Source organism: Phyllobacterium sp. SL163 (genome assembly GCF_049896885.1).
In the GTDB taxonomy this organism is placed as follows: domain Bacteria; phylum Pseudomonadota; class Alphaproteobacteria; order Rhizobiales; family Rhizobiaceae; genus Phyllobacterium; species Phyllobacterium calauticae.
Genome location: NZ_JAFCVE010000004.1, coordinates 395,392 through 415,605, shown reverse-complemented (window position 1 = coordinate 415,605; position 20,214 = coordinate 395,392). Strand labels below are relative to the sequence as shown.

Below are 20,214 nucleotides of genomic sequence, written 5' to 3'. Positions count from 1 at the left end.
TGATGGGGATGTGTACAAGGGGTTGCCTTCATGGCGAAAAAGCATGTTGCGGTGCTGATGGGCGGATTTTCATCGGAGCGTCCGGTGAGTCTCTCCTCGGGCAATGCCTGCGCCGATGCTTTGGAGGCCGAGGGCTATCCGGTCACGCGCGTTGACGTGACCCGCGACATCGCCAGCGTGCTGGCTGAGCTGCGCCCCGATGTGGTGTTCAACGCGCTGCATGGTCCTTTCGGCGAGGACGGTACGATCCAGGGTATCCTCGAATATCTGGAAATTCCCTATACCCATTCCGGCGTGCTTGCGTCGGCGCTGGCCATGGACAAGGAGCAGGCGAAGACCATCGCCAGGGCTGCCGGTGTTCCCGTGGCCGAAGCCAAGGTGATGAACCGTTTCGATTTCACCACGAAACATCCGATGAAGCCGCCCTATGTGGTCAAGCCCGTCAATGAGGGGTCGAGCTTCGGTGTCGTCATCGTTAAGGAGGATCAGTCGCATCCGCCGCAGGTGATCACCTCGGCGGAATGGAAATATGGCAACACCGTCATGGTCGAGCGCTACATCCATGGTCGCGAACTGACATGCGCCGTGATGGGCGATGTGGCCATCGGGGTGTGTGAAATCATTCCCGTGGGTCATCAGTTCTACGATTATGATTCAAAATATGTTGCAGGCGGATCAAATCATGTGTGTCCGGCTAAAATTTCACTAAAAATTTACCAAAAAATACAAACACTAGCACTCAAGGCGCATCAGGCAATTGGATGTAAAGGGATTAGCCGGTCGGACTTCCGTTACGACGACCGTTTTTCCGAAGATGGCGAACTGATTTGGCTGGAGATAAACACCCAGCCGGGCATGACTCCAACATCTCTTGTACCTGATATCGCCAAAGCCGCGGGGCATACCTTCGGTGAATTGTTGAGTTGGATGGTGGAGGACGCATCGTGTTTGCGTTGAAGGGCAAAAAAGGACACCCGCGGGGTGTGGCGCCAGTGTCTTCGGACAGGATGGCGGCTTTTGGCCGTTTCCGCTTCGTCCTGCCGAAATTCCTGCGCAAGCCTGTGCGCGTCTTCACCCGCATGGTTGAAGGGGAGGTTCATATCCCCAACCATACGGGAACCCTCGGTGCTGTCGTCTTTCTGGCTCTGACCGGCGCTTACGGTGCCATTCTTGGTGGCCATGCTCCCGAGGTGGTCAAGGTAACGACATCGACCTTCGGTTTTGCCATCGAAGACGTGAAAGTGGTCGGCAACAAGGAAACCTCCGAGATCGACGTGCTCGGCGCGCTGGGCCTCGATGGCGAGACCTCGCTGGTCGGCCTGAGTGCCGCCGATGCGCAGAAGGCCGTGGCAACCCTGCCTTGGGTTGAATCCGTCGATGTGTTCAAGGTCTATCCGAACACGATCCAAATTTCGATTCACGAGCGCTCCGCCCTGGCTGTCTGGCAGAACGGCGATGATCTGTCGATCATCGACGAGGATGGCCGCGTGATCGTCCCCTATTCGTCCGGCCGCCATTCGGCGCTGCCGCTGATCATGGGCGTGGGTGCCGACAAGCAGGCGAAAATGCTGTTCGCGCAGATTGCAGCATTTCCGGATGTCGTGTCGCAGGTCCGGGCCTATGCCCGCGTCGGCGACCGGCGCTGGGATCTGATCCTGAAGAACGGCGTGACAGTGATGCTGCCGGAATTCCGTATAGATCAGGCATTGGCCGATATCGTGAAGATGGACCGGAAGGACGGGCTGTTGTCCCGGGCGATCTCGTCGGTCGACATGCGGCTTGCCGACCGGGTTGTTTTGAAGCTGACGCCAGATGCGATGGTGCAGCGCGTAGAGTTTTTGAAGGCGCGGGACAAGGCGCCTAAGCGTTCGGAGAAGCGTATATGAGTATTCTGAACGGAAAGAGCACGTCGACTGGAGCTGCCTCCGCAAAACGGACGCGGTCTTTGACGGTTCTTGACATCGGTTCAAGCAAGGTGTGCTGCATCATCGCCCGGCTGCGTCCGCGTGAGGAAAGCGCGCATCTGCCCGGCCGCACCCATCGCATCGAGGTGCTCGGCATCGGCCACCAGAAATCGCGCGGCATCAAATCAGGCGTCATCGTCAATCTCGACGCGGCGGAACAGGCCATCCGCCTGGCGGTCGATGCGGCCGAACGCATGGCTGGCCTCACCGTCGACTCGATGATCGTCAATATTTCCGCCGGACGCCTGAAGAGCGAAAGCTTTTCCGCCAGCATCAATCTGGGCGGCCATGAAGTCGACCAGTCCGATATCCGCCGGGTGCTTGCCGCCGGTGCCAAGCAGGCGCTGGCGACGGAACGCCACCTCGTGCATTCGCTGCCCATCGGTTATGCGCTCGATGGCGAGAAGGGCATCCGCGACCCGCTGGGGATGATCGGCGACACGCTTGGGGTCGAGATGCATGTGCTGACCGCCGATGCGGCGCCGCTGCGCAACCTCGAACTCTGCGTCAACCGCTGCCACCTCTCGGTCGAGGCGATGATTGCAACCCCTTACGCCAGCGGCCTTTCAGCGCTCGTCGACGACGAAGCGGAAATGGGCGCGGCCTGCATCGACATGGGCGGCGGTACCACGACGATTTCCGTGTTCTCCGAAGGCAAGTTCATCCATGCGGATGCCATCGCCATCGGCGGCAATCACGTGACGATGGATGTGGCGCGCGGTCTTTCCGCCCATATGGACGACGCGGAACGGCTGAAGGTCATGCACGGCTCGGCCCTGCCAAGCGCTGCCGATGACCGCGATCTCATCAGCGTCTCGCCGCTCGGCAATGACGGCCGCGACGTTCCCAACCAATATCCGCGCGCGGTGCTGACACGCATCATCCGGGCGCGCGTCGAAGAAACACTGGAATTGGCACGCGACCGCCTCAACCAGTCCGGCTACGGCCAGATTGTCGGCAAGCGTGTTGTCCTGACAGGCGGAGCCAGCCAGCTGGCGGGTTTGCCTGAAGTGGCGCGCCGTATTCTGGCCCGCAACGTACGTATTGGCCGTCCTCTGGGTGTGACGGGGCTTCCCGAAGCAGCCAAGGGGCCAGCTTTCTCCGCAGCGGTCGGTCTGTTGATCTATCCGCAGGTGGCAGGAATTGAGGAGCGTTCTGTAAAGGCCGGTTCATCATCGCTGATGACGGGTACGGGTGGGCGTTTTCAGCGTATCGGCCAGTGGCTGAAAGAGAGTTTTTGATCAATCCGGGGAAACCCAAAAAAGATACCGCGGCGGCGAAGCGGTAAAGGAAAAAGGAACAAACAAATGAGCATCAATCTGCAAAAGCCGGACATTACCGAGCTTAAGCCCCGGATCACCGTGTTTGGTGTTGGCGGTGGCGGTGGCAACGCGGTCAATAACATGATCAATGCCGGTTTGCGCGGTGTTGAGTTTGTTGTGGCCAATACGGATGCGCAGGCCTTGTCGCAGTCGAAGGCTGAACGTCTCATTCAGCTCGGTGCTGCAGTGACCGAAGGTCTGGGCGCCGGTTCGCAGCCGGAAGTCGGCCGCGCCGCCGCTGAAGAATGCATCGATGAAATCAACGATCACCTGCAGGGCACGCACATGTGCTTCGTCACGGCCGGCATGGGTGGCGGTACCGGTACTGGCGCTGCGCCCGTTGTTGCTCGCGCCGCCCGCGAAAAAGGCATCCTGACCGTGGGTGTCGTCACCAAGCCTTTCCATTTCGAAGGCCAGCGCCGTATGCGCACCGCCGATATGGGCATCGAGGACCTGCAGAAGAATGTCGACACACTGATCGTCATTCCGAACCAGAACCTCTTCCGCATCGCCAATGACAAGACGACCTTTGCCGATGCCTTCGCCATGGCCGACCAGGTTCTCTACTCCGGCGTTGCCTGCATCACCGACCTGATGGTCAAGGAAGGCCTGATCAACCTCGACTTCGCCGACGTGCGTTCGGTGATGCGCGAGATGGGCAAGGCGATGATGGGCACGGGCGAAGCATCCGGCGATGGCCGCGCCATGGCCGCTGCCGAAGCTGCCATTGCCAACCCGCTGCTCGACGAAACCTCGATGCGTGGCGCCAAGGGCCTGCTGATCTCGATCACCGGCGGCCGTGACATGACGCTGTTCGAAGTCGATGAAGCGGCAACGCGCATTCGCGAAGAAGTCGATCAGGATGCCAATATCATCCTCGGCGCAACCTTCGACGAAAGCCTCGAAGGCATCATCCGCGTTTCGGTCGTGGCAACAGGCATCGACAAGCAGCTGGGAGAGTCGGCCCCTGCGCCGATCGAATTTCGCCAGCCGATGAAGCCGATTGCCAAGCCGGTCCAGCAGCCGGCCGCACGGGTCGAGACTGTTGCGCCGCGCCCTGTCGTGCAGCAGCCGGCAGCCCGCCTTGCCGATCCGGTCGCCGACGCCATCCGCGCCGCGGAAATGGAAATGCCGCAGCGCGCACCGCAGCCGGCCGAACAGGAATTCCGTCCGCAGAGCCGCATTTTCCAGGCACCTGCTCCGGAAGTGTTCGATGCGCCGGTTGCCGCAGCACCGCAGCAGCCTGTCCACCAGCCGGCACCGCAGCCGCAGGTTCAGATGCAGGCAGCGCCCGTCGCGCAGCCTGCACCGGCACCGCGCATGCCAAACGTGTCCGACTTCCCACCGGTTGTTCAGGCGGAACTCAATGCGCGTGATCACGGCCGCGACCAGGCATCCTATGACAGCCACGAAGACCGTGGCCCGATGGGTCTGCTGAAGCGTCTGACCGCCGGCCTGACCCGCCGCGAAGACGACACTGCACGGCTTGAACCGGCACAGCCGCGCGAACCGGCCATGCGCCCGGCAGAGCCGCGCCGCCCGCTGTCGCAGGATGCATCGATCTATGCACCGCGCCGCGGACAGCTGGACGAACAGGGCCGTGTTCAGCCCCAGTCGCGCCAGTCGTCGGAAGACGATCAGCTGGAAATCCCGGCATTCCTGCGCCGCCAGGCCAACTGATCCGATCACGTATTGTTAAGAAATATGAAACCCGCCATTGTCCCAATGGCGGGTTTTTTCGTTCAAACTATTGAAAAACCTCGGAAACGACCTAGCTCTTGTCCGTGCAGGACCGTTGCGGGACTGCCGAAACCGTGATTTTGCCTGACGCCGCGTCAATTGTATCGTCCGGCGCAAAATAGCTGCGGTTCACCTTGATTCTGGCAGAACGGCACAGATTGATTGAATGATGACATGGCCAAAGCAGGGCATGGGGCAGAGCAGGGCATGGGGTCTCAGTTGCGCGACTATCAAACGACCATTGCAGAGCGGGTTTCGCTGTCCGGCGTTGGCGTCCACAGTGGCGCACCCGTCACGATGACCTTCGCGCCGTCCGCCGCCGATACGGGCATTGTCTTTCACCGGCAGGATGGCGAAGGGCGCAGCCATGCCATCAAGGCGCTGGTCTCGGAAGTCGGCACGACGGATCTCAGCACCACGCTGGGCAAGCGGAGCGGCGCGACCGTCAGCACCGTTGAACATGTGATGGCCGCGATATCCGGGGCAGGGATCGACAATCTGATCATCGAGATCGATGCGCCGGAAGTGCCGATCGTCGATGGCACGTCGGCCGCCTTCCTCGTGGCTTTCGATGAGGCGGGGCTGGTCCAGCAGACAGCCCGGCGGCGCTATATCCGCGTGCTTAAGCCGTCGCGCATCGAGGCCGGTGCCTCCTGGGCGGAGTTCGTCCCCCACGACGGCACGCGCTACGAGGTGGAGATCGATTTCGATACACCCATCATCGGCAGGCAGATCTTTGCCGCGGATATGAGCGAGGCGGTGTTCCGCGACGAGATTGCGTCCGCCCGCACCTTCGGGTTCATGCGCGATGTGGAAAAGCTCTGGGCTGCCGGGCTGGCGCTCGGTTCGTCACTGGATAATTCACTTGTCATCGGCGATGACCATACGGTCATCAATCCCGGCGGCCTGCGTTTTCCCGATGAGTTCGTGCGCCACAAGACATTGGATGCCGTTGGTGATCTTGCCCTGGCAGGGGCGCCGTTCATCGGCTGCTTCCGCTCCTATCGCGGCGGCCACCGCCTGAATGCCATGGCGCTGCGGGCACTGCTGTCCGATCACTCTGCGTTCGAGATCGTCGAAACAGCGGGCATCCCGGGGCGCGGTGCATCACTCGTCGCTGTCCATGCACCGGTGTTTGCACCCTGGGCTGTCTAGCCAGTCTTGCACCAACCGGTTTACGCGGCCTTTGCTCCCACACGCACTGACTCGTGCAATGCCTGCAGGATGATCGATGCCAGCCGGGCCGTGACCGGCGACGGTTCCGCATCGGCCCGGTACAGATCCAATCCCAGATTTGGCAGCAGGGGCAGCCCGTTTGCCCCAGGCGGTATAGCCTGCACCGTTCCCGGCAAGCCGATCGGCGTGCGGATGGTGAGGCCGAGCCCCGCCGCCGTTGCGGCCCACAGGCCGCCCAGGCTCGGACTGATGAACGCCAGGCGCCAGGCGATGCCGGCGCGATCCAGCGCATTGATGGCGGCGGTGCGCAACAGGCAGGGCGCTTCGAGGGCGGCCAGCGGCAGGGGTTCGTTGCCGGACTTCTGCCACACCATGTCGGGATTGATGGAGCCGACCCAGCGCATGGGAACCTCCATGACCCGTTCGCTGTTGGACAGCGGTGCGCTGTTGTTCCAGGCCAGTGCGAGATCGAGGCGGCCGGATGCGACGCGCTCAAGCAGTTCCGCATTGCGGGCCACGCGCGCTTCGATGCGCACCTTGGGATGAGCCCGCGCAAACTGCCCGAGAATATTGGGCAGCAGGGTTTCGCCGAAATCCTCCTGCAGGCCGAGCCGTACCCAGCCTTCCAGTTCGATGCCGTGAATGGCGCTCGCCGCTTCGTCGTTGAGGTCGAGCAGGCGCCTTGCATAGGCGAGCATCGTCTCGCCCGCGTCGGTCAGGGCGAGGCCGCGCCCGGATTTCTGGAAGATCGGCGTTCCCGCCTGCTGCTCCAGCTTTTTCAGCTGGGCGCTGACCGCAGAGGTCGACCGGCCGAGCCTGTCGGCTGCCTTGGCAAAACTGCCAAGGTCGACGCCCGTCGTGAAGGTTCGCAGAACATCCAGGTCGAATATGGTCCGGCGCATATATATTGTCCAATTTTTCAGGATCATCGATCCATATATTTCTGATTATCAGGATGATTGTGCGGTGCTAGAACGGTTCCGTCAAGTTCAATTGCGCTTCACACCATGTGCCGGGGCGCCAGACAAAGAGGATCGTTCCATGCCGTTCGCCCGTATCTCCCTCATGCAGGGCAAGTCTGATGATTATCTGAAAGCCGTGTCCGACAGCCTGTATCAGGCGATGATAGAGACGTTCAATGTTCCGCAGAACGATCTTTTCCAGGTCATCCACCAGCACCGCCCGAACGAGTTCATTTTCGACCGCCATTATCTCGGCGGCCCGCGCTCCGACGATTTCATCATCTTTGCCATTACCATCGGCAAACCGCGCGATGCGGCGACGAAGAAGGCGTTCTACGAGCGGCTTGTCGCGAAGCTTGCGGTTTCTCCTGGCGTGCGCCCCGAGGATGTCATGATCATCATCAGCACGTCCTCGCGCGATGAATGGTCCTTCAGCAATGGCGGCATGCAGATGCTCGAAGTCGCCTGACCCGGCTTTTCTCAGTACAGGAAATCAGTCCATGAACGACATAACCACGAAACCAAAGGCCTGTCCGGCGGAAATGACAATACGGCGGGCAGGGACGGCAATCGGACGCGCGCCGGAGGGCATATCTTCCGCGCCGTTCTGGGCGGAAATGCTCTTGGAAAGCGAAAGCGAAGGTGAGAACACCGTGATGCGTGCCACCGTCGACCCTTCGGTCATCACCCATTGGCACACCCATCCGCGCGGACAGTTCCTCTATGTCCTGTCCGGCGTCGGCGTTGCCCAGAGGGACGGCGGACCGGTTGAAGAATTGCGGGCCGGGGATTGCGTCTGGTTCGCTCCGGATGAACGCCATTGGCACGGCGCCAGCGCTGACAGCGCGTTCTCCTATGTCAGCATTCAGGCCGTGCATGACGGCAAGTCGGTGCATTGGCTTGAACCCGTCATACGATGAGGAGAACGATCATGATCGCGATGCAATACAGTTTCACCCTGCCTGCCGATTATGACATGGGGATCATCGACCGGCGGATCGCCGAGAAAGGGCATCTGCTCGACAATTATCCGCATCTGCGCTTCAAGGCCTATCTGTCGGCCCGCCGCACGGATGCAACCCGCAGCCGTGACAACCTCTATGCGCCGTTTTACCTGTGGGACGATGTGGAGGGCCTGAACAATTTTCTCGGCGGGGACGGGTTTGCCGGCGTGTCGGGCGCGTTCGGCCGGCCGCAGGTAAAGTCCTGGTTTGTCTGGCAGGCCTTCGTGTCGCCCGACGTGTCGCGGGCGGCGTTTGCGACGCGGGAGATTGTGCCGGTCGACGCCTCCATGCCCCTGGGCGAAAGACGCAAACAGGAAAGCGGGCGGGTGTTACGGGATGGCGAACACGACGGTATTCTTGCATCCGTGGCGGGTTTTGAGCCGACCACATGGACGGTGGTGCGTTTCCGGCTGTGGGCTGCGGAGCAGCCGGAACAGGCCGATGAGGCGACCAGGATTTACCGGGTAGGGCATATGTCGCTGCCGAAATAAGGGAATATGTTCTTTTCGCAACTCATTTCTGCCTCCGCCACAAATTTGGACGATTAGATGGCAATAAGATTGCTGATTCTGTTGGCTTGTGGTTTAAGAACGCGCAACTGACAGTGAGTTTGACAGTATCTAGAGCATGATGCGCAAACGTGATATCGGATTTGCGCAGAATGCTCTAATTTCTTGAATGGGGCCTAAGACAGAATGGCGAGTTGCAGAATGTCGATGAGTGCAGGGTTTGGCAGCAAGGCCCGGTTGGCCCTTCTTATGGCGTCCGTTGCCGGTGCAACAGCCATTTCCGGTTGTGCCTCGAACGATAAGGACCTCGACCTGTCGGCCTATGTCGACACAATCGAGCCCGCCGATGTGCTCTACAACCAGGCCCTCGCCAATCTGAATGCCGGGCGCCTGGACGAGGCCGCCAAGAAGTTCGATGCCGTCGACCGCCAGCATCCCTATTCCGAATTCGCCCGCAAGGCGCTGGTGATGGGTGCTTTCGCCAATTACCGTGCCGGCAAGTATGACGACTCGCTCGCCATGACCAAGCGCTACATCGCGCTGTATCCGACGCAGCCGGAAGCCGCCTACGCCTATTACATCACCGGCCTGTGCTATTACCGCCAGATCCCGGACGTGACGCGCGAACAGACAATGACACGCCGCTCCATCACGGCGTTCAATGAAGTCGTCGAGCGTTTCCCGCAGTCGGAATATGTCGACGATTCCAAGGAAAAGATCCGTTTCGGCCGCGATCAGCTCGCCGGCAAGGAAATGCAGGTCGGCCGCTATTATCTGGAACGCAAGGAATATCTGGCATCGATCAAGCGCTTCCGCGGCGTTGTCGAACAGTATTCCAACACCCGCCATGTCGAAGAAGCACTGGCACGCCTGACCGAAGCCTATTATGCGCTGGGTCTGACCAGCGAGGCGCAGTCGGCCGCAGCGGTACTCGGACAGAACTACCCGGACAGCCAGTGGTACAAGGACAGCTACAAGCTGCTGCAGAGCGGCGGTCTGGAGCCGCGCCAGAATGCCGGTTCCTGGCTGTCACAGGCTGCCCAGACGATCGTGGGCAGCAAGAAAAATGGCGCCTGATCCACTATTAACCTGAGCGATTCATGCTTTCGCACCTGTCGATCCGCGATATTGTTCTGATTGAACGGCTCGACATTGAGTTTCGCGATGGCTTGTCGGTACTCACCGGCGAGACCGGCGCCGGAAAATCCATCCTTCTCGATGCCTTGTCGCTCGCCCTCGGCGCGCGCGGCGATGCCTCGCTGGTGCGCCACGGCGCGGAGCAGGGGCAGGTAACGGCTGTGTTCGACGTGGCCGGTGCCCATCCCGCCCGCGAACTCCTGCGCGACAACGACATCAGCGATGACGGCGACATCATCCTGCGCCGCGTGCAGACATCGGATGGCCGCAGCCGCGTCTTCATCAACGATCAGGCCGCAAGCGTCACGCTGTTGAAGGAGCTCGGCCGGAGACTGGTCGAAATCCATGGCCAGCACGATGACCGCGCACTGATCGATATCGATATTCACCGTACACTGCTCGACGCTTTCGGTTCGCTGGAAACCAAGGCGGCAACGGTCCGCTCATTGCACAAGACCTGGCGGGATGCGGAAAACACGCTGGTGCGGCACCGCGCCAAGGTTGAGGCGGCGACGCGCGAGGCGGATTATCTGCGGGCCTCCGTCGACGAACTGACAAAGCTCGATCCGGAACCGCTGGAAGAAGAGGCGCTGGCCACCAGGCGCACCGAAATGATGCGCTCGGAAAAGATCGCTGGCGATGTCAACGATGCCAACGAGGTGCTGTCGGGCTCGGGTTCCCCGGTTCCGTCGCTGGCGAGCCTCGTGCGGCGGCTGGAACGCAAGGTGCCGGAAGCGCCACAGCTGCTGGAACCGGTGGTCAAGGCCATCGACGAGGCGCTCAACGCCCTGACGGAAGCGCAGAACGGCATTGAACAGGCGATCCGTGCCATTGATTTCGATCCGCGTGTTCTCGAGCAGACGGAAGAGCGGCTTTTCGCCCTGCGCGGTGCCGCCCGCAAATATTCCGTACCGGTGGATGATCTCGCCGGCCTGCGCGACAAGATGGATGCGGATCTCGCGGATATCGATGCGGGCGCCGAGCGGCTCGGCGCGCTGGAAAAGGAAGCTGTCGCGGCGCGGGCAGCCTATGACGAGGCGGCGGCGACCCTGTCACGGGAGCGGCACGAAACCGCCGGTCACCTCAAGGCAGCCGTCATGGCCGAGCTTCCGGCGCTGAAGCTGGAGCGGGCCGAATTCATCGTCGAGATGGCGGCGGACCCGGAAAACCGCCTGCCCGAGGGCATCGATACGGTCGAATACTGGGTGCGGACCAATCCCGGCACCCGCGCGGGGCCGATGATGAAGGTGGCGTCGGGCGGCGAGCTGTCGCGCTTCCTGCTGGCGTTGAAGGTGGCGCTGGCCGATCGCGGTTCGGCGCCGACACTGGTGTTCGACGAAATCGACACGGGCGTTGGCGGTGCCGTGGCCGATGCCATCGGCCAGCGGCTGCGCCGCCTGTCGGACCGGGTGCAGGTGCTGTCGGTCACCCACGCGCCGCAGGTGGCGGCACGGGCGCAGACGCATTTTCTCATCGCCAAATCCGCCAGGGGCAATGACCGTGTTGCCACGTCCATCCATGCGATGGAAACGGGCGACCGCCAGGAAGAAATTGCCCGGATGCTGGCGGGTGCCAGCGTCACGGATGAAGCACGTGCCGCCGCGGTGCGGCTTCTGCGTGAGAACAGCGCTGCTGCCTCCTGAGCGGGTTGCACGCCTGCGCTGCGTGGTTCGACAAGCTCACCATGAGGGAACTTGGCGTCCTGCAGAATACAAACCTCGCTCATGGTGAGCTTGTCGAACCACGCACCATCTTCATGCAGAGCGGGTTGTGGCAGGAGCTGACTGCAACCTGCGAATCCCGTCGATTTTGAACGGTGCATTTGCGCGCCGCTTCAGTTAATCTCCCGCCGAATCCGTATTTTCAGCGTCGGACAGGCCATGGCAGACATTCCCGTAGAAGAATTGAGCGAAGCAGAAGCGGCAGAGGAACTTGGCCGTCTGGCGGCTGAGATTGCCCAGCACGACTACCGCTACAACACGGAAGATGCGCCGACGATATCCGATGGGGAATATGACGCCCTGCGGCGGCGGAACCTTGCCATCGAGCAGCGTTTCCCGCACCTGAAGCGCGAGGACTCCCCGTCGAACAAGGTCGGTGCGACGGTCTCTGAAAAGTTCGGCAAGGTCACGCATTCCATTCCGATGCTGTCGCTGGACAATGCCTTTTCCGATCAGGACGTGCAGGATTTTGTCGACCGCATCCGCCGTTTCCTCAAGCTGGGCGCCAGCGCGCCGGTTGAAATCACCGCCGAACCGAAGATCGACGGACTGTCCCTGTCGCTGCGCTACGAGATGGGCCGCCTGGTCACCGCCGCCACCCGCGGCGACGGGACGACGGGCGAAAACGTCACGCTCAATGCCCGCACGGTCGCGAGCATACCCAATGTGCTGGGCGGCAATCCGCCCGAGGTGCTGGAGGTGCGCGGCGAAGTCTATATGAGCCATGCGGATTTTGCCGCGCTGAACGAACGCCAGACGCAGGATGGCAAGCCGGTCTTCGCCAATCCGCGCAACGCGGCGGCGGGATCGCTGCGCCAGCTCGACGCGACGATCACCGCATCGCGGCCCCTGCAGTTTTTCGCCTATGCCTGGGGCGAGGTCAGCGCCATGCCTGCGGCAACGCAGATGGGCATGGTGGAGGCATTCAAGTCCTACGGCTTCCGCGTCAATCCGCTGATGCAGAAGTTCGAGACGGTGGATGGCCTGGTCAGGCACTATCACCAGATCGAGGAACAGCGGGCGACGCTGGGCTATGATATCGACGGCGTTGTCTACAAGGTCGATGATCTCGCTTTGCAGCAGCGGCTGGGCTTTGTCTCCCGCAGTCCGCGCTGGGCCATTGCCCACAAATTCCCCGCGGAACAGGCGATCACCATCCTGCGCGGCATCGACATTCAGGTCGGGCGGACCGGCGCGCTGACCCCTGTCGCCCGGCTTGAACCGGTTACCGTGGGCGGTGTCGTCGTCACCAATGTGACCCTGCACAATGAGGACTATATCAAAGGCATCGGCCAGAACGGCCAGCCTGTCCGCGAGGGGCGGGACCTGCGCGTCGGCGATACCGTCGTGGTGCAGCGGGCGGGCGACGTCATCCCGCAGATCGTCGATATCGTCGCGGACAAGCCGCGCGGCCCGTCCGCCTATGTCTTCCCGGATACCTGCCCGGCCTGTGGCTCGCATGCGGTGCGCGAAGAGGGGGAAGTGGTCCGGCGCTGCACCGGCGGGCTGATCTGCCCGGCGCAGGCGGTGGAGCGCATCCGGCACTTCGTCTCGCGCAATGCCTTCGACATTGAGGGGCTTGGCGAAAAGCAGGTCGAGTTCTTCTTCAAATCGGACGATCCGGCCCTGCATATCGGCACGCCTGCGGATATTTTCACCCTGAAGAAACGGCAGGCGGCATCGCTGGCGAAGCTGGAAAACATCGATGGTTTCGGCGCGGTGTCGGTGAAGAAACTCTATGACGCGATCGATGACCGGCGGCAGGTGGCGCTGAGCCGCTTCATCTATGGTCTGGGCATTCGCCATGTCGGCGAGGTCAATGCCAAGCGGCTGGCCAAGGCCTATCGCTCCTATGCGGCGCTGGCAGCCGTTGCGCAGGCGGCAACCCTGCCGGCGGACAAATCCGACAAGGGCAATGACGCCTGGCGCGAGCTCAACGAGGTGGACGGCATCGGCAGCATCGTGGCCGAGGCACTCGTCGATTTCTATGCGGAAGAGCACAACCGGACGGCGCTGGCTGCCCTGCTGGCGGAAGTCACGCCGCTGGACGAAGAGGTGCGCACGGTCAGCAATTCGCCGGTTGTCGGCAAGACCATTGTCTTCACCGGTTCGCTGGAGCGCATGTCGAGGGATGAAGCGAAAGCCATGGCCGAACGCTACGGCGCCAAGACAGCCGGGTCCGTCTCGAAAAAGACCGATCTGGTGGTGGCCGGGCCGGGGGCGGGCTCCAAGCTGACGCAGGCACAGTCCCTCGGCATCGAAGTCATCGATGAAGATGCCTGGTTTACCCTGGTGGGCGCATGAGCGAGACGGTTTTCAAAGGCTTTGGCGACAAGGCGCTGCCCTTCCTCAAGGCGCTGGATTTTCACCAGAACCGGGAGTGGTTCGTTGAGAACAAGGATCTGTTCGAAGCCCACCTGCACGAGCCGCTGGGCGACCTTATCGATGATCTGATCGCCCGGTTTGAAAAGGCCGGATTGCCGTTCAAGGGTGACCGCAAGAAATCGCAGTTCCGCATCAAGCGGGATACGCGCTTTGCCAAGGACAAGAGCCCCTACAACCGGCATCTCTCCGCACTGCTTTCGTCCGATGGCAGCAAATGGGCCGAATCAGGCTGTTTCTACGTCTGCGTCGGCCTGGAGGACTACAAGGGCTGCTACGCCGCCGTCGCGTGGTGGCAGCAGAAGCCGGAGCTTCTCGCAGCGATGCGCAAGGCCATCGTCGACAAGCCAGAGAACTACCGCGCCATGGTGGCCGCATTGAAAAAGGGCGGACTGACCTTAAGCGATTACGACCGCCTGAAGCGCACGCCGCGCGGCTTCGAAACGGTGACCGATCCCGACCTTGTCGAAGCCCTGCGCAACCGGCATTTCGTCGTGCGCCATCCCATTGATCCGGATGGCATTACCTCGCCGGCGCTTGCCGACGAACTCTTCGCCTTTGCATTGAAGGCCAAGCCGCTCATCGACTGGGGAAAAAAGATCGAGGGAACGCTGGTTTCCTGATGTGCCGACGGGACAAATGTGGTGCTGCGGCAACACCGTTGCGGCCAATAAATCGGCCTGAAATAATCGGTGTATTTAATATTGACTTTTATAGTCATGTTTTTGTACTGAACAAATGTACAGCGTGAATACACGCAGATAATTTCCGCTCAGCAAGCCATGAACACGGCGCGGTCTTCGCGCTCAACGTTAAGCCAGCCAAGCATTCTCTCGGGGGTTTGGATATGGTTTTGACACGGAACATGCTTGCGCGCCTGATGTGCGGTAGCGCGGGTACCCTGCTGGTTGTGGGGTTGGGCACGGGCGCAGCGTTTGCGCAAAGCGCACCGGCAACGGGCGAAACAATCGAGCTGGCACCGATTGTGCTCAAGCGCAATCAGAGCGGCACGGAGGCGACGCCGCTGACGGCGACGACCGAGCGGGAAACTATCCAGAAACGCATGGTCGATAATTTCCAGGATCTGGGGCGCCGGGTCGATGCGGGCGTCAATTTCAACTCCACCTCGAAGAGTATCAATCTGCGCGGTCTCGACCAGGACCGGGTGCTGACGACGATCGATGGCATCCGCGTGCCGTGGATTTCCGATCCGCGCGGAACGCAGGGCGGTCTCGACGGTTTTGATTTCGACGGGCTCTCCAAGATTGACATCACCAAGGGCGCCGACTCAAGCCGTTACGGTTCGGGCGCGCTGGGCGGGGTTGTCCAGATGCGCACGCTCGACCCGTCCGATGTCATCAGCGATGGGCGCAACTGGGGCGTTCTGACCAAAGGCACCTATGACAGCGGCGATCGCAGCTGGCGCAGCAATGCGGCGGTGGCGGCGCGCGCCGGCAACACGGAATTCCTCGTACAGGGTGGGTATCGCCAGGGGCACGAAAAAGATACCCCCGGTGATATCGGCGGTTATGGCACTGGACGCACAGAGGCCAATCCACTCGATTACGATCAGGGCAATGTGCTGGTAAAACTCTACCAGAATGTCGAGGGCGGCCATCGTTTCGGCCTGACCGGCGAAATCTTCAAGAAAGATTCCGATTCGGACAATTTCATCGGAACGACATCGGCCTATGTGCCCGACAGCTTCAAGTCCGGCGAGAACTATGAGCGCAAGCGCATTTCCGGCAGCTATGACTACATCGCCCCGGACAAGGGCGGCTGGGTGGATGAGGCGCACGCCGTTGCCTACTGGACGCAGCAGACCCTGACCAATACGACCGATGCCATCCGCCTGCCGGATGCCAGGGCGCGGATCATTCGTGGTGACCCGTTCCGCTATGGCTTCCCCTCGGGCGTATACAAGCGCGACAACGAGCTGAACCTCGATGCCTATGGCTTTACCGGCTACGTGGTCAAGGAAGCCGAGATCGGCGACATCAGGCACAAGTTCCGCATCGGTACGGAAATCTACCGGCAGAACATGCATCAGTATGCGGCGGGCGTCGACAATTGCCCGAGTGTCGACTGGACCAAACTGCCCCAGCCTTTCGGCCCGCAGACCTGCCGCATGCTGCATGCCAACAGTTCCGATATGCCAGACGTGCAGTCGACCGGATTCGGCATCTATGCCGAGGACGATATCGAGCTTCTGAATGGCCGTCTGACCCTGACGCCGGGCGGACGTTTCGATTGGTACGAGCACAATCCGCAGTCGACTGCAGCCTATGAGCATGGCCCCAACTTTAACGGGACATTGCCGGCGTCCAACAGCGATTCGCGCTTTACGCCGAAGCTGCGGGCGACCTATCATGCCACCAGCGAGCTGGATTTCTATGTGCAATGGGCGCAGGGCTTCCGCGCGCCGTCCGCGCAGGAACTGTTCCAGAATTACGGCGCGCCCGGTTCCTATGCCCGTGTCGGCAATCCCGGCCTGAAGGCCGAGACCAGCAACGGTTTCGAGGTGGGCGCCAAGTATGAGAGTGACAGATATGCGCTGTCGGCCAGCGTCTTCAACAATTACTACCGCAACTTCATCGACAACGTGACCATTGCGCCGCCGGGCGGCGAGTATCCGGTTGGCGGCATCACCGGCTATGCCAATCTCAATCGCGTGCAGATCTACGGTGCCGAACTCAATGGCCGCGTCAATTTCGCCGAGAACTGGGTGACATGGGCATCGGTTGCCGTTTCGCAGGGCAAGAACACCGAAACTCAGGAATATCTGAACTCCATCCCGCCGATCCGCGCGATTGTCGGCCTCGGCTATAACGCCGACAGCTGGGGTGCCGATGTGTCGCTGACGATGGCCGCAGCGCGCGACAAGGTCAGCGGCGGCGGTTTCGTTGCTCCCGGCTATGGCATCGTCGATACGACAGCCTATTGGGAGCCGAAGTTTGCCAAGGGCATGAAGCTTCAGGCCGGTGTCTTCAACGTCTTCGACAAGAAATACTGGAATGCCACGGATGTCCCGAACGATATCAATCTCGCGGTGGCCGACCGTTACGCCGAAGTGGGCCGCAGCTTCCGCATTTCGCTGACCCAGAAGTTCTAAGTTCAGCCGATAGCCGGGTCTGGTGTGCGTGTCGAACCGCGCACACCATCGACGCAGTTGGCCAGGCCGTTCGACGCTGCAGCAACATTGATGATAGCGATCAACAATTCTCACGTGACAGGCTGGCCAACCTGCCTTAGACCACGCTCATCATGAGCGAACAAACATATCAAGACGAAACCACCGTTGCGCGGCGGGCAGGCTTTGGCGTGGAATTCTGGCAGGGGTTCCGTCGCGGGCTTCCCGTGATGATTGCCTCGGCGCCTTTCGGCCTGCTGTTCGGCGCGCTTGCCATCGACAACGGCTTTACCGTGTTCGAAGCGGTGCTGATGAGCGCGGCGATTTTTGGCGGTGCGAGCCAGATGGTCGGCATCGAGCTGTTCGGCCACAATATTCCGGCCTGGCTGATCGTCTTTTCCATCTTCGCGGTCAACTTCCGCCACGTGCTGTATTCGGCTGCCGTCGGCCGCCGCATCGGCCATTTCACCATTCCCGAAAGCCTGTTGAGCTATTTCCTGCTGACCGATCCGCAATATGCGGAGACCGAAAAGCGGGCGGAGTCCGGTGTGCGCGTCACCTTTGCCTGGTATCTCGGCGTGGCGACACCGATCTATGTGATGTGGGTGGTGGAAGCGTGGATCGGCGGGCTCTTCGGCAATCTGATCAAGGATCCGCATGCGCTGGGGATCGACATGCTGTTGCCGATCTATTTCCTCGGCCTAGTCATGGGGTTCCGCAAACGCTCCAACTGGGCGCCCATCGTCATTGCCAGCGGCATCGCATCGATTGTGGCGGCCAAGACCATCGGTTCGCCCTGGCATGTCAGCATCGGCGCGCTCGCCGGTATCCTGACCGCCGTGATCGTGGCGAAACCCGATAAAACTACGGGGGAGAACTGAGATGTCGACGATCTTCTGGATCATCCTTGCCGGTGCCGTGCTGACGTTCCTGACCCGCATCGGCGGTCATCTCGTGCTGTCGCGCTTCGACCGCGTGCATCCGCGCGTCGAAGTGGCACTCAATGCCGTGCCCGCCGCGGTTCTGACGACGCTGGTGGCCCCCGCCATCGCCACGGCGGACTGGCGCGGCGTGGTTGCGCTGGTGTTTGCCGGGCTGGTTTCCCTGCGGTTTAATGCGTTGACGATGTTTCTCGCCGGCGCAGCCATGATCATCCTGCTGCGCCAGCTTCCCGTCTGAGTTATCCGAGCGGTTCGGTCGCCTTGATCAGCCAGTCGCGGTCGGCAGCAACGGTGTGCGGCAGCAGAACCTCGCGCACCTTCGCGTGATAGGAATCGAGCCATACCAGTTCTTCCCGGACCAGCAGGCTGGTATCGATCAGCCGCTTGTCGATCGGGCAGAACGTGATCGTTTCGAAACCCATCATTGGGATATCGCCGCCCTCGGGGACGACAGGTTCCGTGACAATGAGCAGGTTTTCCGTGCGGATGCCGTAGCCGCCGGGCTTATAGTAGCCGGGTTCGTTGGACAGGATCATGCCCGGCAGCAGTTCATGCGTGCCGCGCTTGGAAATGCTCTGCGGACCCTCATGCACCGACAGGAATGAGCCGACCCCATGGCCGGTGCCGTGGCCGTAATCATAGCCCTGCTTCCAAAGGGCGATGCGGGCGAGCACGTCAATGTCCATGCCGCGCGTGCCCTTGGGGAAGCGCGCGGTGGTGATGGCGATGACGCCTTTGAGCACCAGCGTGAACTTGCGCTTCATATCCTCGGTCGGTTTGCCGACCGGCAGGGTGCGGGTGATGTCGGTTGTGCCGTCGCGGTACTGGCCGCCGCTGTCGATGAGATAGAGCTCACCATCCTGCAACGTGCGGTTCGATTGGGTGTTAACGCGGTAATGGGCGAAAGCGCCATTCGGCCCCGCGCCGGAAATACTGTCGAAGGAGAGGTTTTCCAGCGGCATCTGGAACCCTTCCGCCACGCTGCGGCGGGTTTCCTCCAGTTTCTTCGCCGCATCGATCTCGTCAATGGTGCCGGGTGCCTGCGCGTCGACCCAGGCCAGGAACGAGACCATGGCAATGCCGTCGCGCTCATGCGCTTTGCGTGCACCGGCCAGTTCAGCGGCGTTTTTCAGGGCGCGGGGCAGGCGGGCGGGATCCGTGCCCTCGACAATTCTGCCGCCGGCATGGTCGACCACGAGCCGCAGTTTTTCCGCTGCCAGCGCCGGGTCAAGCATCACGGCCTTGCCCTGTGCGCCGAGGCTGGCGACATCCGCTTCAAGGGCCGATGGCGGGCGCAGTGTTGAGAGCTGGGTCAGGTAAGCCTCCGTCTCGATGGGCAGCTTGCGCTTGTCGATGAAGAGCAGCGGTTCGCCGGACACCGGAATGATGGCGAAGGACAGGGGCAGCGGCGTATTGCTCACATCATTGCCGCGGATGTTGAAAGCCCAGGCGATGGAGGAAGGATCGGTCAGGACGGTTGCGTCAGCCTTGGCCTTTTCCACCGCTTCGGCCAGTTCCTTCAGCTTGTCGCTGGCGAGTTTCCCGGCATATTTTTCCGGCTGGATGGTCACGGCTTCGAGCGGGGGGGCAGGCTGGTTTTCCCAGACCAGATCGACCAGATTGTGCTCGACCGCCACCAGCGTGCCGCCATTGGCTTCCAGCGCTTCGCGCAGCGCCTTGGTTTCGGCAATGGTGTGCAGCCACGGGTCAAAGCCGATGGTCAGTTTGCGGCCACTGTTGCGCAGCCAGACCGGCGGCGGCGTTTCCACCAGGCTTTCCACGGTGAAAACCGCAGGATCGGTCTGCTCGGCGGCCTGCAGCGTGTAGCGGCCGTCGACAAAGAGATGCGCCTTGTTTTTCAGGACAAGCACGACACCGGCGGAACCGGTGAACCCGGTCAGCCATGCGAGGCGCTGGGCGCGGGGCGGTACATATTCGCCCTGGTGTTCGTCGGCGCGGGGAACGAGAAAACCGTCAAGACCGAGGGCTTCGAGTTCGGCGCGCAGCTTGGCGACGCGCGGGGCGCCGGTGGCCGGATTGCTGACGACCTCAAACGACTGGAACATGGTGATGCAAACCTCTGCTGTTGGGTGATGGAACCTATCTTTCGATCACGGCGGAGGCAATGGAGGCGCGCGGTTTGCACCGGGTTTTTCAGGACGGTATGTGCGCGGGAACCAAGCGCATCATCTAATGCGCCGAAAACAAAGGGCAGCTTTCGCTGCC

Annotated in this window: 17 protein-coding genes; 15 read left to right on the top strand and 2 right to left on the bottom strand. The window is 61.4% G+C overall.

From position 1 onward, the window contains the following. The first annotated feature begins 30 nt into the window (after positions 1-30). The 5 genes from ACP7B1_RS11775 to lpxC all read left to right on the top strand — a co-directional run bounded on the left by ACP7B1_RS11775 (position 31) and on the right by lpxC (position 6,181). Positions 31-957, top strand: a complete 927-nt coding sequence (locus ACP7B1_RS11775; RefSeq protein ID WP_346308154.1) for a D-alanine--D-alanine ligase — start codon at positions 31-33, stop codon at positions 955-957. Beyond that, a complete protein-coding gene (locus ACP7B1_RS11770; protein ID WP_426136924.1) occupies positions 945-1,886 on the top strand; it encodes a cell division protein FtsQ/DivIB in 942 nt (313 codons plus the stop codon). Before ACP7B1_RS11775 ends, ACP7B1_RS11770 begins: the two co-directional genes overlap by 13 nt. Beyond that, complete coding sequence (gene ftsA / locus ACP7B1_RS11765; protein ID WP_182549367.1) at positions 1,883-3,205, top strand: cell division protein FtsA; 1,323 nt, start codon at positions 1,883-1,885, stop codon at positions 3,203-3,205. Before ACP7B1_RS11770 ends, ftsA begins: the two co-directional genes overlap by 4 nt. Positions 3,206-3,271: 66 nt before the next feature. After that, positions 3,272-4,966, top strand: a complete 1,695-nt coding sequence (gene ftsZ / locus ACP7B1_RS11760; RefSeq protein ID WP_223612736.1) for a cell division protein FtsZ — start codon at positions 3,272-3,274, stop codon at positions 4,964-4,966. A gap of 267 nt (positions 4,967-5,233) precedes the next feature. Next, positions 5,234-6,181: a UDP-3-O-acyl-N-acetylglucosamine deacetylase gene (gene lpxC / locus ACP7B1_RS11755; RefSeq protein WP_346308170.1), complete on the top strand. Its 948-nt coding sequence runs from the start codon at positions 5,234-5,236 to the stop codon at positions 6,179-6,181. A 20-nt stretch (positions 6,182-6,201) separates the two neighbouring features. Here lpxC and ACP7B1_RS11750 read toward each other — a convergent pair whose 3' ends face one another. Next, a complete protein-coding gene (locus tag ACP7B1_RS11750; protein WP_346308152.1) occupies positions 6,202-7,104 on the bottom strand; it encodes a LysR substrate-binding domain-containing protein in 903 nt (300 codons plus the stop codon). Positions 7,105-7,243: 139 nt separating this feature from the next. Here ACP7B1_RS11750 and ACP7B1_RS11745 point away from each other — a divergent pair, with 139 nt between their 5' ends. The 10 genes from ACP7B1_RS11745 (at position 7,244) to ACP7B1_RS11700 (ending at position 18,226) form a co-directional block, all read left to right on the top strand. Continuing rightward, complete coding sequence (locus ACP7B1_RS11745; protein ID WP_346308151.1) at positions 7,244-7,633, top strand: tautomerase family protein; 390 nt, start codon at positions 7,244-7,246, stop codon at positions 7,631-7,633. Between the two features lie 31 nt (positions 7,634-7,664). Beyond that, the gene (locus ACP7B1_RS11740; RefSeq protein ID WP_346308150.1) at positions 7,665-8,084 is read left to right on the top strand and encodes a cupin domain-containing protein; all 420 of its coding nucleotides are present in this window, start codon (positions 7,665-7,667) and stop codon (positions 8,082-8,084) included. An 11-nt stretch (positions 8,085-8,095) separates the two neighbouring features. Next, positions 8,096-8,659 carry a DUF4865 family protein gene (locus tag ACP7B1_RS11735; protein ID WP_346308149.1) on the top strand — a complete coding sequence of 188 codons (564 nt, stop codon included), beginning with the start codon at positions 8,096-8,098 and terminating at the stop codon, positions 8,657-8,659. Between the two features lie 225 nt (positions 8,660-8,884). After that, positions 8,885-9,754 carry an outer membrane protein assembly factor BamD gene (locus tag ACP7B1_RS11730; RefSeq protein ID WP_223612741.1) on the top strand — a complete coding sequence of 290 codons (870 nt, stop codon included), beginning with the start codon at positions 8,885-8,887 and terminating at the stop codon, positions 9,752-9,754. 23 nt (positions 9,755-9,777) lie between these two features. Next, positions 9,778-11,457, top strand: a complete 1,680-nt coding sequence (recN, locus tag ACP7B1_RS11725; protein ID WP_346308148.1) for a DNA repair protein RecN — start codon at positions 9,778-9,780, stop codon at positions 11,455-11,457. A gap of 237 nt (positions 11,458-11,694) precedes the next feature. Then, positions 11,695-13,839: an NAD-dependent DNA ligase LigA gene (ligA, locus tag ACP7B1_RS11720; protein ID WP_426136923.1), complete on the top strand. Its 2,145-nt coding sequence runs from the start codon at positions 11,695-11,697 to the stop codon at positions 13,837-13,839. After that, positions 13,836-14,540: a TIGR02453 family protein gene (locus ACP7B1_RS11715; RefSeq protein ID WP_346304867.1), complete on the top strand. Its 705-nt coding sequence runs from the start codon at positions 13,836-13,838 to the stop codon at positions 14,538-14,540. Before ligA ends, ACP7B1_RS11715 begins: the two co-directional genes overlap by 4 nt. Positions 14,541-14,764: 224 nt before the next feature. Continuing rightward, a complete protein-coding gene (locus ACP7B1_RS11710; protein ID WP_346304868.1) occupies positions 14,765-17,029 on the top strand; it encodes a TonB-dependent hemoglobin/transferrin/lactoferrin family receptor in 2,265 nt (754 codons plus the stop codon). Positions 17,030-17,181: 152 nt separating this feature from the next. Then, a complete protein-coding gene (locus ACP7B1_RS11705; RefSeq protein ID WP_346304869.1) occupies positions 17,182-17,928 on the top strand; it encodes an AzlC family ABC transporter permease in 747 nt (248 codons plus the stop codon). Between the two features lies 1 nt (position 17,929). After that, positions 17,930-18,226 carry an AzlD family protein gene (locus ACP7B1_RS11700; protein ID WP_130270011.1) on the top strand — a complete coding sequence of 99 codons (297 nt, stop codon included), beginning with the start codon at positions 17,930-17,932 and terminating at the stop codon, positions 18,224-18,226. A 1-nt stretch (position 18,227) separates the two neighbouring features. On the opposite strand, the gene ACP7B1_RS11695 is transcribed toward ACP7B1_RS11700, so the two are convergent. After that, positions 18,228-20,054 (bottom strand): aminopeptidase P family protein, encoded by a 1,827-nt coding sequence (locus ACP7B1_RS11695; RefSeq protein ID WP_426136922.1) that lies wholly within the window; start codon positions 20,052-20,054, stop codon positions 18,228-18,230. Positions 20,055-20,214: the final 160 nt, after the last annotated feature.

Excerpts from the sequence above, each read along its gene's own strand:
- ftsZ (WP_223612736.1), top strand. The coding sequence starts at position 3,272 with ATGAGCATCAATCTGCAAAAGCCGGACATTACCGAGCTTAAGCCCCGG.
- ACP7B1_RS11775 (WP_346308154.1), top strand. The coding sequence starts at position 31 with ATGGCGAAAAAGCATGTTGCGGTGCTGATGGGCGGATTTTCATCGGAG.
- ligA (WP_426136923.1), top strand. The coding sequence starts at position 11,695 with ATGGCAGACATTCCCGTAGAAGAATTGAGCGAAGCAGAAGCGGCAGAG.
- ACP7B1_RS11740 (WP_346308150.1), top strand. The coding sequence starts at position 7,665 with ATGAACGACATAACCACGAAACCAAAGGCCTGTCCGGCGGAAATGACA.
- ACP7B1_RS11730 (WP_223612741.1), top strand. The coding sequence starts at position 8,885 with ATGAGTGCAGGGTTTGGCAGCAAGGCCCGGTTGGCCCTTCTTATGGCG.
- ACP7B1_RS11735 (WP_346308149.1), top strand. The coding sequence starts at position 8,096 with ATGATCGCGATGCAATACAGTTTCACCCTGCCTGCCGATTATGACATG.
- ftsA (WP_182549367.1), top strand. The coding sequence starts at position 1,883 with ATGAGTATTCTGAACGGAAAGAGCACGTCGACTGGAGCTGCCTCCGCA.
- recN (WP_346308148.1), top strand. The coding sequence starts at position 9,778 with ATGCTTTCGCACCTGTCGATCCGCGATATTGTTCTGATTGAACGGCTC.
- ACP7B1_RS11710 (WP_346304868.1), top strand. The coding sequence starts at position 14,765 with ATGGTTTTGACACGGAACATGCTTGCGCGCCTGATGTGCGGTAGCGCG.
- ACP7B1_RS11705 (WP_346304869.1), top strand. The coding sequence starts at position 17,182 with ATGAGCGAACAAACATATCAAGACGAAACCACCGTTGCGCGGCGGGCA.
- ACP7B1_RS11750 (WP_346308152.1), bottom strand. The coding sequence starts at position 7,104 with ATGCGCCGGACCATATTCGACCTGGATGTTCTGCGAACCTTCACGACG.
- ACP7B1_RS11695 (WP_426136922.1), bottom strand. The coding sequence starts at position 20,054 with ATGTTCCAGTCGTTTGAGGTCGTCAGCAATCCGGCCACCGGCGCCCCG.
- ACP7B1_RS11745 (WP_346308151.1), top strand. The coding sequence starts at position 7,244 with ATGCCGTTCGCCCGTATCTCCCTCATGCAGGGCAAGTCTGATGATTAT.
- ACP7B1_RS11700 (WP_130270011.1), top strand. The coding sequence starts at position 17,930 with ATGTCGACGATCTTCTGGATCATCCTTGCCGGTGCCGTGCTGACGTTC.
- ACP7B1_RS11715 (WP_346304867.1), top strand. The coding sequence starts at position 13,836 with ATGAGCGAGACGGTTTTCAAAGGCTTTGGCGACAAGGCGCTGCCCTTC.
- lpxC (WP_346308170.1), top strand. The coding sequence starts at position 5,234 with ATGGGGTCTCAGTTGCGCGACTATCAAACGACCATTGCAGAGCGGGTT.